The organism is Nocardia sp. 2TAF39 (assembly GCF_052114905.1).
Classification (GTDB): Bacteria; Actinomycetota; Actinomycetes; order Mycobacteriales; family Mycobacteriaceae; genus Nocardia.
In genome coordinates this window covers 95,922-108,076 of the sequence record NZ_JBFRFQ010000021.1, presented here as the reverse complement: position 1 = coordinate 108,076, position 12,155 = coordinate 95,922, and the positions used below count along the sequence as shown (strand labels likewise).

Here is a 12,155-nt window from a genome sequence, read left to right as displayed (position 1 = left end):
CTACTGGCACACGTAATCACCCACACCTTCGACCGCGCCACCATCTGGCGATGGTCACAGTGGCGCCGCCGCCACCAATACCGGGCAAAACAAGCCCACTACCAGCGAAGACACTCCATATATAACGAAGTGCGGCTGGAGTACTAAGCATATTACCGCACATAGTGTCCTACTATGTGCGGTAATCTCGTGCTCGTCCTGGCGCGATGCGCCCTTCGCGCGAGGACGAGTCGGGAAACTATCTGCGGTAGTGGTGGGAGGCCGGTGCGATGGGTCAGGTTCGGAAATGTCAATGTCCGTAGTCGGCTGCACGGATGTCCGAACTCTGTGCACTCATGCCAGCCGGCCGTCTGGAGGCTGGTGCAGTCCCAGTCGGTGCCGCGCGTAGGCAGGGATGGCGGCGGCCAGCCAGGCGGATAGGTCTGGGTCCACCTGTTCGGCCATCCATCGCTGTTGACGACGCGGTGCCAGCTTTTCACCGGCGGCGACACGCCGACACCCACGATCTCAGGCTGGAGTCTAGGCTCCCGGCATGAGCACGGCCCACACCGAGAAAAGCCGACCGGGGAACCGACGATTGCTGTCACGGCTTCGCAGGTATCTTCTGCTCGTCTGCACCATCGTGGCCTGCCTTGGGATACTCGTCCCGGCGAGCAAGCCGGCCAACGCCGAGCTGATGTCGTTGTCCCCGTTGCAGATCCTCGGGGGGACATTCGTGGCGGTTGTGGTGTGGACCGTGGTCATCGTCTACCCGATCCTGGCAGTCCGATCCCGGCGGCTTCGGGTACCTGAGCTCGGCCCCCTGGCTGCTTCCGCACTGATAGTCGCGCTCACGGCCATTCTATGGAGCGCAGACCTGCCAATGGCTGCGCGCTGGCACCTCTCGGCGCACGCCTTCGACGATGCGGCACAGCAGGTGAGTGCCGGGATCGATCCACGGACGTTCGAAGGTGACCGCCTCGGCCTTTATCGCATTCGCGGTGTGGAACGCCTCAACGACGGCATCTACTTCAGGACTGGCCCTATGGCGGCCCATTGCTCGGAGGGAAGTGGCTTTGCCAATCTTTCTGGCCACCGGCCCGCGACAGGCGCATCCCATCACCTCAGCGGCGACTGGTATTGGTTCTGTTTCACCAGCGCTGTTGTATATCCCGACCACCCCATCGGCGGAGCGTCCTAGCCGGTGACGAAACCGCTAGCCTGAAGCGACGAAGGCCAACAGGCCTGAGACGGTCGGCAGTTGCGCACGAAGGTGATTCGATGCGCTGACCTGCCTCCCCAGACCAACACGCCAATCTGACCCGAGCAGGTCCGCATCACCACCTGGTTCCAGGTGTAGAGATAATTCGGCGTCATTCTGGGGTACACCCCAACACCCGCTCGTGATCATCATGTAGTCGCGTTGTGCAGTCGATCCCGATAGATCCGGTATGCCTTGCGGTCGGCGGCCGACGTGCTATCACCGACTGTTTCGGCCGCGGCCAGCAGCGCCTGGTGGACGTGCGGCGGCGCGGGACGTGCAGGCTGTAGCCTTGGCCGCGTCGTACTTCCAGGCCGTGTTGCAGGGCGTGACGCTCGGATTCACCGAGGTCGGCGGTGTGGCCGGTGAGATGGCGGGCGATCTTGCCCGGCATCTCAATTCGGATCGGGCGCGGTTCGTCGACGCCAGCGGGTGCGGGTTGTTCGGGGCGGCCGGGCAGAAGGTCGGCGACGGCGGTGCGGATCGCGACCCGGCTCACCCGGTGCCGGCGGGCCAGAGCAGCGATGCTCGACCCTTCATGGTATTCCTGGCGCACCTGGTCCACTGCCCCGATCGTGGCGACCTGCGGGCGGCGTCCGGATCTGGCGCCTTGTGCCCAGGCGGCGGCAAGGCCCTCGCGGGTGAGTTCGTTCTGCAGGTCGCGCTGGAATTGGCCGACCGAGATCAGCACGTTGACCAGCCTGGTGGTAGTCGCGTCGGTCGCGGCCAGGTCGGTGATGCCCGACAACGCTCCGGACAGCACCCGCAGTTTCACCGAGTGCTGTTGGCACCAGCCGCGGACGGCCAGGATGTCGGCGAGGTCGCGGCACAACCGGTACAGCTCGGACACGGTGAGCCGATCACCGGGCCGCGCGTATCCGGCCAGCTCGCGAAAGCCCTCGCGTTCGAGTGCGGGGATCTTGGACGAGGTCGCCGGGTCGGCGAACATCCGCACGCCGTCGGCACCGTCGACCAAGCCGGCCTCCGCGAGCAGGTGGGTCTGGCGGTCGGTGCTCTGCTCGTCGGTGGATACCCGGGTGTAGACGAGTTCGGCCATCGCAGAGTCCCTTCCGTTGCCCGGTGTGGCGTCCGTTCGCAGTTCTATCTGTCGTAAAACCCTGTCGTCAATCGGAATTGGATCGCATTGGATCGGGTGGGACGTTTTCGCACGATCCGAGTGTGCGGAAGCGCGCCCCTGGGGTATGTCGTCAAAGGGTCATTTGACGACATCAACGGATCCCGTTTCGGCGGTCGGGTCCGCGCTCGCGAGCCTGGACCGACAGGCCATGTCGGTCGCCGATCCACTAGGGGAGGTCGAGGCGCATGCCCATCTTGCGGATCACTGCGAAGACGTCGTCGTCGCACATCGGGCACAGCCGTGTGGCGTACTCGGTCGTCGTGGGCAGGAAGTCGGTGGGGATGCCGAGGGCGACGAGAAAGTCGCATTCGCGCTCGAAGTGCTCCAGCGTCCGGACCGACAGGGTCGCCAGCGCGAGCAGCTGCTGCGCGGTCGCCGGATCTACGCGGGCGCGGTCGATCGCTGCGGTCACCTCGGTGATCGCGGTCCTCCAGGCGGTCACCAGCGGTGTCGGTCTGTCTCCCTCGTACACCGGGGTGTGCGGCGGGGTCACCAGCGCCGAGGCGAACTCGCCGTCGGCGGTGATCCGCCGCGCCGCGACGAGGTCGAGCGCGACCGCCGCCGCGTGGCGCATCGCTTCCTGCATCGGCGGTTCCATCAGTTCGTAGGGTTTCCAGGCGCTCAGCCCGCCGCGCGGCCCGCGGCCGGGGGTCTGCCAGATCAGTTCGAGGCGCGTCGTGGTGCACTGGCGGCGGTCGAGCAGGCTGACCTCGTCGAGCAGGCTCCGTAGCAGGCGCAGCCACACGGCCACGTGGACCGGGCGGCCAGGCAGGCGAACCTGGCCGGTGGCCAGACCCGCATAAGTGAGGCGGTCTAGCCTGGCCAGTGGTTCGGGAACCGGGATCGCTTGGGGGCGTTCGGGTTCGGGGAGAAGCATCTTCCAGGTATCGCGGTCGTCGATGAGCCGGCATCCGTGCTCGGCGCACCTGGTCACCAGCGGCAGTTTCCATGCCAGCGCGCGGGGCCGGGCCGGGTCGGTGAAGCAGACCGGGCAGTGCCGCTGCCGGTAGGTGGGGCCCGGCATCCAGGTCCGCGCCAGTGTCTAGACGCGGTCACGTGGTTGCGGCCGGCCTCGCCGGGGCGCAGCAGCACAGAGTTCTGCCGCACGTAGGTATCGAACACTTCCTGCGCTTCGAAATCGCGCACGCTGGATTTGTCGAGCAACCACGGCGTCCACCCGCCCAACGTCATTGTCTTCAGGTGTCCGGGATCGACCCCGGCCCGCTCGACCAGCGCTTTCGCCAACGGTTCGGGAACCTCCCACCAGTCTCGCTCGATGAGATGGCTTGGGTGGTCGGGAACGAGAGCGGCGAGAAGCTGTTTGACCGGCATCCGGTAGAGCCCGGCCAGTCGCCCCAGCCAGGACGACAGCGATTCCAAGGGCTCCGGCTGCGGATGCAGCGGCCATCGTGTGGATGGCGCGGTCACGCCAGTTCGCGTTCGAACATCCGACGGCGTTCGGTCGGCCCGACATAGGACGCCATCGCCAGCGCGCGCTGGTTGATCGCTTCCTGCCCGGACTCGATGGCCGCGATCGCGGCATCGGTCAGCAGCGTGGTCAGCTCGCCGATGGTGCCCTCGCTGCGAGTCAGCAGATAGGTGGCCATTTCCGCGGTCCCGATGGGCGAGGGCCGGCGCAGCGGGAACGCGGCGGCGAAGCTGGCCAGCAACGCACACCCCTGAGCGTCGGGCTGCCACCGCGGAAGCAGGAACGGGGCGAACCGGTTCTCCAGTTGCGGGTCCGATCGGATCGCCAGATAGGCGTCGTTGGTTCCGACCCCGACCAGCGGTATCCGCAGCTCGTTGCCGAGGAACCGCAACAGATTCAGAAACTCCCGCCGGACAGCGCCGTTGCGGCCGCCGAGGATGTTGTGCAGTTCATCGATCACCAGCACACGGACACCAGTAGCCCGCAACAGACTCAGTACCAACTGCTCGAGATCGGCCAGCCCGTGGCGCGCGGACCCGCATCGGCGCACCCAGGGCGGCCAGTAGCGCGGTGTAGAACCGGGTCACCGACGGCTCGGACGGCATCTGCACCGTCAGCACCGGGATCTGTTCACGATCTGGATGCGACAGCGGCGGATGACTCCGGCAGAACTTCTCGATGATCATCGACTTGCCGTTGTTCGTCGGGCCGACGATCAGCAGGTTCGGCATCCGCTGCTTGCTGGGCGTGTCCAGCAGCGTTTCCAGCCTGGTCAAGGCGTCGGTGGCACGGGTGTAGCCGATCCACCGGTCCCCACGCACGTACCGCAACCGGTCCGGGCCCGGCAGCATCGCGATCTCCCGCGCCGACGGATGCAGATGCGACAGATCCGGATCACCGCTCACCACTGCTCGATCACCTCGAACGGGGCCACCGGCCCGGCCACCGAACCCTCGGGCGGCGGCGGCACAACCGGATCCGCGCCCCGCCGCGGTGGGGTGTTGTCCCGGCGACGCTGCCCGTCGCGACGGGCCTTGCGGCTGGCCGCGGTCGCGGTGTCGGTGATGTGGCGCATCTGCTCAACCATCGAGAACAGCGCGTCCTCGTCGACCTCGGTCCGGCCCTGCTCCCGAAGCCGCGCCACCGCGGCGGTCTGCTCCCACACGCTGATCGCCGGACGTGACCACGTCCGGTACGGCACCTCGAGGTATTCACCGGTGTCCGGATGCAAAGCCCAGATACGGGAGATATCGCGCGGGTCGCGGCGCAACACGAGCTTGCCGAGAGGTTCACGGCGCGCGATCAGCGGTTTCAGTGCGTCGCAATAGTATTGGACGTGGTCGAGCCGAAATCCGCTGCGGGTCAGCGACCGCCGGATAACCGGCAGGAAGTCGACCAGGAACGCGGTCTCGTTGGTCACCGTCGGTGGGGTTCCCTGCTCGGCGGCCTTGTCCGCCCATACCCCCGCCGGCGTGCGCCCACCCAGGCCGTCGTGCGGTTCACCGTGATAGCAGGCCACCGCCAGCGCCATCCACCGCTGCAGTTCAGTCAGCGTGAGAGCAGCTTTCGCGTCGCTGTCGTAGTCGCCGCGCTCACGCGGGTTGGAGAACGTGGTGCCCGGCAGCTCATGGGTCAGCCGCATCATGGTGCCCACCAGGCGTTCGATGATGCCGCCATAGTGCGGAGCGCCCGGCGGCCGATAGCCGACGACGATGCCGTGCTGCTCGCAGCCGCGACGCAATGCCTCGCTCTTGAACTCACCGGCGTTATCGACATACAACTGGACCGGTTTACCGCTCATCTGCCACACCGCATCCACGCCCAGGCGTTCGAGCCAGGCCCGCTTGTCGATCGCCATCTGCGCCAGGCACAAACCCACCGACGTCGCCGACGGCGCCTCCAAGGTGATCACCAGTCCCGGAACACATTTCGATGCCTCATCGATCGCCGCGGTCACATACGGCCGGCCGATCGGCATCCGGTGGAGCTCATCGACCACGATCACATCCGCCGGGGTGTGATCGATCTGCACCCGTTCCAGCAGCCCCTGCACCGGTGGCGTGGAACCACCCGCCGCCCGCCGAGTGCGGGCTGCGTCGGCTCCTTCCCGCACCGTGACCGCCTTCACCCGGTCCAACCGGCCGATCCGCCGCACTACCGCCGACCGTGACGGCGGGCGCAGGCCCTTGGCCCGGCACTCGTGGGCGATCTCGCGGCAGATCACCGCCACCGAACGACGCTGCCGCGTCAGATACCTCGTCCGCAGCACCTTCCGCACGACCGCTTCCACCTCATCGGCCAGCCGCTCACCACCACGACCGCCACTCGACCTACCCGGCAGCAGATCCGAGGCCAGACCATCCCCAGCCCGCCACCGCTTCACCAACGCATACACCTGCCGGCGCTTCAACCCCAGCTCCGAGCAGGCTTCGGAGGCGGCCTCCGCACTCACCCGATCGTGGCGCGCGAGGCGACCGATCACCTCCGCCCGACGCACCGCCAATGGGCCTCGCCTGCGGTGACCACACCACGGTCCGCCACCGTATCCTCGGCCATAACCACAACCCCCAGTGCACTCGAGTTCGAACGAAAAGCACGGTAGTGCAAGCGAGTTCGCGACACGTCGATGTTCGAAGTCCGCTGCATACAGAGCCGAACCCCCATGACAACAGTGCAGAGGAGTTCGAACATTGACAGTTCCCGTGTCGGAGCCGGTTTCGGCTCGAGTGTTCAAGAAGCGAACGATTCTCGACACTCTCCCGGTTGCGGTACTACGAGGCTGCCACGACCGAGGGCGGCCAGTTCTGCGGTTCGATATTGGCGGGCTTTTGGCTGATGTCCTGGTCCCAGTCGAACCTCGGCGCTGGAGGCCCCCACTGCTTTGGGTCTACGAACACGGTGGTGCCGGAGAAGGTCGCAACCTCGAACGAGGCGCTGCCTGAGAAGGTCACGCCGCTGAACGAGGCGCTGCTGGCGAAGGTCACGTGTATGAACAAGGTGGTGCCGGAGAAGGTCGCGCTGTCGAACGAGGCGGTGTTGGAGAAGGTCGCGTCTGTGAAGAAGACGCCGTTGGAGAAAGTCGCGCTGTCGAACGAGGCGCTGCTGGCGAAGGTTGCGTGGCTGAACACGGCGATGCCGGAGAAGATCGCGCCGTCGAACTTACCTGTAGAGAAGGTCGCGTGGAGAAACGAAACGTCGCTGGAGAAGGTCGCGCGGTAGAACAAGGCGGTGCCGGAGAAGATCACGAACACAAACGAGGCGCTGTCGGAGAAGGTCGCGTCTGCGAACGAGGCGGTGTTGGAGAAGGTCGCGCTGTCGAACGAGGCGGTGCCGGAGAAGATCGCGTCTGCGAACGAGGTGACGGCGCCGCTGAACGTGGCCTCGCCGAACCGGACAGAACCCAGGAACTTCGCACGGCTGAAATCAACGTTCTCGAGGTATGCCGTGCGGAAGTCGAAGTCGCTTGTTGACCAGCTGTATTCGGCCGTTGGTCGGAGGTGGTCAGCGATGACACGGACGATGGTCGCTCGGACTTCTCGGTCATTGTGCCGGTATTCGAGATGGCGCTCCTGGTCGTCGGCGCGCGTGCCATCAGCTGTCGCGCGGTGGTGCTTGAGGACCAGTTTGCTCTGGTGGTTGGCACCAAGGTCGGGGCTGTAGGGCAATCGGAGGTATCCGCAGAGGACATCGATGCATTGCTGGCGGCGTAGTCCGTCGGATTCGTCGGCGACGCCGGCCATGGCGTATACCCCGGCGATGCGGACCGCGACGTCGGTCGCGCCGAGTTGTGCGGCTGCGGCACCGAAGCGTTCGACGAACCGGGACTGTTCAAGGTCGCGTTGTCGCCGGTAGGCGATCACCAGGGCGACGACACCGCCAACTCCGGCGACGACAGTCAACGCGACTCGGGTGACGTCGATCTCGGCGGCGGCCTTGGCCGTGTCGACGGGGGTGATCCAGCGTAGGAATCCGTAGGCGACGAACGCGACCCCCAGCCCAGCAAGCAGTGCGAGCGCGACCGCAGGGAACAGCCGTATTCGGCCCGCCCGGCGGCTCAGCGCCGATCGTGAGTCTTTGCTCAATCGCGCGCGCAGCGCAGTCGTTGTCGTACGTGTCTGTGCGCCAAGGGCGCTCACCCTCCCGAACATCGCTCGATTCTGCTCGACACCACGCCCCGCCACCGAGTACTCGGCACAAGCCGATGTCGATTCGCCGCGTTCGAGTGTCGGAGAATCGATCGGTTGATGGACACAGCTGCGACGACCTGGTCGTCCTTCGGGCGATGCTATTGAGATCCGGTTGGGCAACCCATCCAACTGGGCGTTTCCCGCCAGCGCCGAAGGTTCGAGACAACGATCGTTTAAGAGACCCTTCGTGGCGGCTGGTCACCGCGGCGGCAGCCTCTCCGCCTTGCGGCGGGCTGGTCACCGCGATGGCACTGAGGACTGGACCGCGTCAGGAATCGGCGCCAAAACCAGTGCAACACCATGCATTTCGCTGTGAGCGGAGGAATTGTGGGGCAGACTGCTCTGGAAGGAATCGCCAGCACACCGATAGGAGATGCGAATGACTCAGCAGAGCAGCGAGATCACTGAAGTCGAGCGTGCAGCACAGGATGAAGCGAAAGCGATCCTCACGCACATTCTGTCGGCCGTGTCCTCACTGTCGGTGCCGGAGGGGGCAGAGGGTCCGGAGGGGGCAGAGGGTGAGGACATCGGTCCGTTTATCAACAACCCCGCAGTGAAAGGTCACCCGGAGGTCCAAGCGGCCCTGAGGGACCTGATCCGCAAGCACATGTTGGGCGCACTCGTCGGTCCCTGCTGGGGCCATGCCAACGAGTGGGATGGTGGCCTGCTGAACGCTCTGCGACAATTGGGCTACAAGGTCTGACCAGCGGGACCCACACTGGTCCTGGATCGCTCGGCACTACCGCAGCGTCCATGACTACTCAAGGGGTCCGTGTAGCATTCGCCGAATTTCGGGCGGATATGACGTAGTTACAGGTACGAGGTCACCACACACAGCACAGCCCCGGGCGCGCACCCGGGGCTGTGCTGTGTCGGTAGTAGTTTCCCGATCGTGCGGGGATTAGGGGCCCCTTCCCGGGACTGTTCAGTATCTCGGGCGGGCGTGGTCGCTACCGGCCCATGCCGGGCTGCCGGCCGTGGAGCGGAGGCGTCTCAAATCCTTGGTTTCAAGATGGGGACTCGTCGACTACCCGGTGGGGTGTGAACCCTCAGACCGATACGTGGAGAGCCCGGCTGGGTCATGACGAACGCCGAACTCGCCCAATCGGCGAGTTGGATTCAGTGGCGGTACCTCGACGACGAGCAGGCCTGAGAGGTCTACCCCGCTCGGCGTGCTATTCCTGGCACCGTGGACGAACTGCAGCGGGACCTGTCAATCGACGATCTGGTGTGGAAGCGGCTGGAGGACCAGCTGAACTACTACCGATTCCGGAGCAGTCAGGCGAAATCGGCCTATCTCCGAGTGAAGTTGGCACAGATCGTTGTCGGCGCAGCCATCCCGGTCCTCGCCGCCTCGGGCGTAACCGGCTGGGTGACGCCGGCGACAGCGGCGATCCCTGTGGTTGCGGAAGGTATCCAGCAGTTGTTTCAGTGGCACAGCACCTGGCACCGCTGCCGCTCTACAGCCGAGGCACTAAAGGTCGAGAGCTTTCTATACGAAGCCCAGGTCGGTCCCTACACCAGCAGCGACCGACGAGCCCTACTTGCCGAGCGGCTCGCAGCAATCACGGATAGAGAGACGTCCGAGTGGGCCTCGTCCAGCAAGGGCGAGATCGACAAGCAGAAAAAGCCTCGATAGGTCTGTGGTGCTCCCCGAAAACGGATGCAACGCAGGCCCGCCAGTCACTACACCGCGTACTCACCACCGCAGATCAGACAGCAGAACGGGCCGTCGTCAACGTTGGGAACCTTGACCGGTTCGTAGTCGTGACAGGGCGGCACGATAGTCTGCATGTCGTTCGGTTCTGTCAGCGCGGGCGGTGCGCCAGCTGAGTCGGTGACGGTCAGTCCGGGGATTTCGGCCTCGATCTGTCCAAGAGCCTCAGGCATCGCGGAGGCTTGCAGATATTCCACCTGTTCCGTAGTCCACCACTGGTCTGCTGGAGCTGGGGTGCCGCACAAGGGGCAGAAGTAGGACTGAACTGCCGGCTCGGTTGCGGCTGCATCGTCGATCGGGCCGTAGTGCCACTTGAATTGCCTGCTGCAAGCGGGACATTCACGGCGAAGAAACCCTTCCCGGTCGGTCGGGATCTGCACGGAGAACTCCATATCTGTCCTCTCAAAGGCTGATGAAAATCTCCTGCTCGAAGGGCTTGCCATCTGCGGTCTTACCCGCCGCATTGATGGTCAGCGTCGACGTGTTCTCGCCGAACACCTGGCCACCGAGGTAGTCCAGCACCACGGCTGACTTGCCCTCCGGAAGCTTCCGCAGCGGGAGATTCCCGTTGTTGCGCAGGAAACCCCGACCCGCGTCGGGGAGATCTACTACATCGAGATCGAGAACATCACCGGGGCCAAGGTTGACAATCTCGATCGCTCCGATCTTCTTGCCGCCGCGGACCCGGTGGCGGCCATCGAGTTTAGGGTGTTTCGGCTCGTCGGACTTTGGCAGTTTCTTGCCCAGCGGTCGGCCCCGCCCAGGGCCCGTAGGAGGAGTCAGATCGCCTGCTGAATACCAGTCCGCCCCGTCCAGGTTGACCGCACAGCCCCATCTCGCAGCCGAGTTGCGAGAGTCTGTCGCTTCTCCGGAGTGTTGTCGAGCCGCACCAGGTGTCGGCCGCTGATGTCGCTGAACTTCTTCACCCGACCGAACTCGACGATCACAGTTCGAGCTGGGCTGACCGCCATCGCCATCCCGGCCTCGTAGAAGACATTCTGCCGCGGCTGCCCCTGCGCCTGACTCTCACCATCCGGATCATCTGGATCGCAGAGGTCGCCATCCAGATAAACCACATCATCCGGAGTCTGCAGGACTACGACGGCCTGTGCCGCTTTGAAACCCTCGGTCAACACTTCCCCGACATACGGGGACGCTTGGCCGGTCATTCGGACTGCCGTCTCCCATTCGATCGGCTCCAGTCCGAGCGCGCGCAGAAAGGTGAACACCTCGGCACGGGCGGCCCGGTTACGGCCATAGATGACAAATACTTTGCGAGGGTCAGCGCTATCGCCAGCGCCAGCTTCTACCAGTTCATTCACGCGGTCGCTCATTTGCTCCCTGTCTCGGCCCGTAGCTGTTCAAGCCTCAGCGCTGTGAAGCGAACCGAGCACAATCACACAGAACGAGAGCTGAACCTCATACCGCTATGGCCTACCATCAGGAAGTCTCTCGCCAAAGACACTCCCGAGGTCCTGCTGGAGTTCGCTTCGGCAGGGCCTCGGCGGTTCCTAGTCGGATAACCAACAGCATTTTAATCGGGATGCCGGATGCGCTCGGACATCTCGCGCGGCATGACTGCCGGTGTCGGCGCCGGGGTTCCGCCGTGATCGCCGTGTAGAGCGGTGGTGTACTTCTGTCCCTCGCGAGCAGCGGAGCGGGCCCGTTTGGCGGCAGTGGACTGGTTCTTGGGTCGACGACCCCGATGCGGTCGTTCGGCGGGGCTATGGTGTTGGCATGGCATCACCCGAGTCGTCCCGGTCGTCGGCGCTTCCCGCGTTATTGGCGCCATCCACGCCGCGCGCGATTCGTGACGGCCTGGTCGGTTCTGAACGCGTGGAGTTCGAGCGCCAGTACGCCGAGGCGATGGCGGTCGCGGCCCAGTCTCTGGATCTGACGGGTGTGCTGGCGGTGTTGGACACTTTCCGTAAGGTCGCCGAGATCACCCAACGCCACGGCGGCGAGGCTCACACCCGGATGCTCGCCCAGGTCGCCGACCTTCAGCAGGGCCGGACTGTCACCACGATCGGCGCGGGCGCGCATCGAGCGGAGATCAACGCCAAACTCGGCTTGTAGGCCGATGTATTCCTACGAGATCGTTCCCGAGGCCCGGGAACAGGTCTAGGAATCATCGATCGCGCCGCAACGATTCGCGCCGCCGTCGCGGTCGGCTGCCCCGGCGGATTGAAGGATTGCGCCGGATTTCCGTGATCACGCGCGTGCAGCCGCAGCAGATCATGCAGCGCCGGCGGCGCGGGATGCAGCACCGTACGAGATGCGTCGCGACCGGCGGAGTCGGCGTGATCTCGTTGCCGCCGGGCATATGTAGGCGGGGAGGCAGGTCGGCCGGGCCCAGTGAACCCGGTTACCGCCGCGGTGCGCGGTGGTGCCCATGACCGAGACGCGGCGTGTCTCGCTGTGATTGCTGTGGGCGTTGGAGCGGC

Annotated in this window: 14 protein-coding genes; 4 read left to right on the top strand and 10 right to left on the bottom strand. The window is 65.2% G+C overall.

The features are described 5' to 3' along the window. Window positions 1–532: 532 nt before the first annotated feature. Window positions 533–1,180, top strand: a complete 648-nt coding sequence (locus AB4Z47_RS15975) for a hypothetical protein (RefSeq protein ID WP_441951551.1) — start codon at window positions 533–535, stop codon at window positions 1,178–1,180. Between the two features lie 172 nt (window positions 1,181–1,352). On the opposite strand, the gene AB4Z47_RS15970 is transcribed toward AB4Z47_RS15975, so the two are convergent. From AB4Z47_RS15970 to AB4Z47_RS15940, 7 genes are all read right to left on the bottom strand, one after another. Beyond that, window positions 1,353–2,297, bottom strand: coding sequence for a recombinase family protein (locus tag AB4Z47_RS15970; protein ID WP_441951550.1), 945 nt, complete (start codon window positions 2,295–2,297; stop codon window positions 1,353–1,355). A 247-nt stretch (window positions 2,298–2,544) separates the two neighbouring features. Further along, a complete protein-coding gene (locus tag AB4Z47_RS15965; protein WP_441951548.1) occupies window positions 2,545–3,312 on the bottom strand; it encodes a hypothetical protein in 768 nt (255 codons plus the stop codon). Next, window positions 3,309–3,806 carry a TniQ family protein gene (locus AB4Z47_RS15960; protein WP_441951547.1) on the bottom strand — a complete coding sequence of 166 codons (498 nt, stop codon included), beginning with the start codon at window positions 3,804–3,806 and terminating at the stop codon, window positions 3,309–3,311. The genes AB4Z47_RS15965 and AB4Z47_RS15960 overlap by 4 nt, the downstream gene beginning before the upstream one ends. Beyond that, on the bottom strand, window positions 3,803–4,357 hold the full coding sequence (locus AB4Z47_RS15955; protein ID WP_441951546.1) for a TniB family NTP-binding protein: 555 nt from the start codon (window positions 4,355–4,357) through the stop codon (window positions 3,803–3,805). Before AB4Z47_RS15955 ends, AB4Z47_RS15960 begins: the two co-directional genes overlap by 4 nt. Next, window positions 4,257–4,712, bottom strand: coding sequence for a TniB family NTP-binding protein (locus AB4Z47_RS15950; RefSeq protein WP_441951545.1), 456 nt, complete (start codon window positions 4,710–4,712; stop codon window positions 4,257–4,259). The genes AB4Z47_RS15955 and AB4Z47_RS15950 overlap by 101 nt, the downstream gene beginning before the upstream one ends. Next, window positions 4,709–6,259 carry a Mu transposase C-terminal domain-containing protein gene (locus AB4Z47_RS15945; protein WP_441951543.1) on the bottom strand — a complete coding sequence of 517 codons (1,551 nt, stop codon included), beginning with the start codon at window positions 6,257–6,259 and terminating at the stop codon, window positions 4,709–4,711. The genes AB4Z47_RS15950 and AB4Z47_RS15945 overlap by 4 nt, the downstream gene beginning before the upstream one ends. Before the next feature lie 319 nt (window positions 6,260–6,578). Further along, a complete protein-coding gene (locus tag AB4Z47_RS15940) occupies window positions 6,579–7,547 on the bottom strand; it encodes a pentapeptide repeat-containing protein (protein WP_441951541.1) in 969 nt (322 codons plus the stop codon). Between the two features lie 826 nt (window positions 7,548–8,373). Between AB4Z47_RS15940 and AB4Z47_RS15935 the strand changes: the two genes are divergently transcribed. Beyond that, complete coding sequence (locus tag AB4Z47_RS15935; RefSeq protein ID WP_441951540.1) at window positions 8,374–8,697, top strand: hypothetical protein; 324 nt, start codon at window positions 8,374–8,376, stop codon at window positions 8,695–8,697. A 486-nt stretch (window positions 8,698–9,183) separates the two neighbouring features. Continuing rightward, window positions 9,184–9,633 (top strand): DUF4231 domain-containing protein, encoded by a 450-nt coding sequence (locus tag AB4Z47_RS15930; protein WP_441951539.1) that lies wholly within the window; start codon window positions 9,184–9,186, stop codon window positions 9,631–9,633. Window positions 9,634–9,680: 47 nt separating this feature from the next. Here AB4Z47_RS15930 and AB4Z47_RS15925 read toward each other — a convergent pair whose 3' ends face one another. The 3 genes from AB4Z47_RS15925 to AB4Z47_RS15915 form a co-directional block, all read right to left on the bottom strand. Next, on the bottom strand, window positions 9,681–10,091 hold the full coding sequence (locus AB4Z47_RS15925) for a hypothetical protein (RefSeq protein ID WP_441951537.1): 411 nt from the start codon (window positions 10,089–10,091) through the stop codon (window positions 9,681–9,683). A 22-nt stretch (window positions 10,092–10,113) separates the two neighbouring features. Beyond that, complete coding sequence (locus tag AB4Z47_RS15920; protein WP_441951535.1) at window positions 10,114–10,236, bottom strand: hypothetical protein; 123 nt, start codon at window positions 10,234–10,236, stop codon at window positions 10,114–10,116. Window positions 10,237–10,490: 254 nt separating this feature from the next. Next, window positions 10,491–11,045 carry a TIR domain-containing protein gene (locus tag AB4Z47_RS15915; protein WP_441951534.1) on the bottom strand — a complete coding sequence of 185 codons (555 nt, stop codon included), beginning with the start codon at window positions 11,043–11,045 and terminating at the stop codon, window positions 10,491–10,493. 403 nt (window positions 11,046–11,448) lie between these two features. On the opposite strand from AB4Z47_RS15915, the gene AB4Z47_RS15910 reads away from it, so the two are divergent. Beyond that, window positions 11,449–11,787 carry a DUF6247 family protein gene (locus tag AB4Z47_RS15910; protein WP_441951532.1) on the top strand — a complete coding sequence of 113 codons (339 nt, stop codon included), beginning with the start codon at window positions 11,449–11,451 and terminating at the stop codon, window positions 11,785–11,787. The last annotated feature ends 368 nt before the right edge of the window (window positions 11,788–12,155 follow it).

Excerpts from the sequence above, each read along its gene's own strand:
- AB4Z47_RS15940 (WP_441951541.1), bottom strand. The coding sequence starts at position 7,547 with ATGGCCGGCGTCGCCGACGAATCCGACGGACTACGCCGCCAGCAATGC.
- AB4Z47_RS15910 (WP_441951532.1), top strand. The coding sequence starts at position 11,449 with ATGGCATCACCCGAGTCGTCCCGGTCGTCGGCGCTTCCCGCGTTATTG.
- AB4Z47_RS15915 (WP_441951534.1), bottom strand. The coding sequence starts at position 11,045 with ATGAGCGACCGCGTGAATGAACTGGTAGAAGCTGGCGCTGGCGATAGC.
- AB4Z47_RS15970 (WP_441951550.1), bottom strand. The coding sequence starts at position 2,297 with ATGGCCGAACTCGTCTACACCCGGGTATCCACCGACGAGCAGAGCACC.
- AB4Z47_RS15935 (WP_441951540.1), top strand. The coding sequence starts at position 8,374 with ATGACTCAGCAGAGCAGCGAGATCACTGAAGTCGAGCGTGCAGCACAG.
- AB4Z47_RS15975 (WP_441951551.1), top strand. The coding sequence starts at position 533 with ATGAGCACGGCCCACACCGAGAAAAGCCGACCGGGGAACCGACGATTG.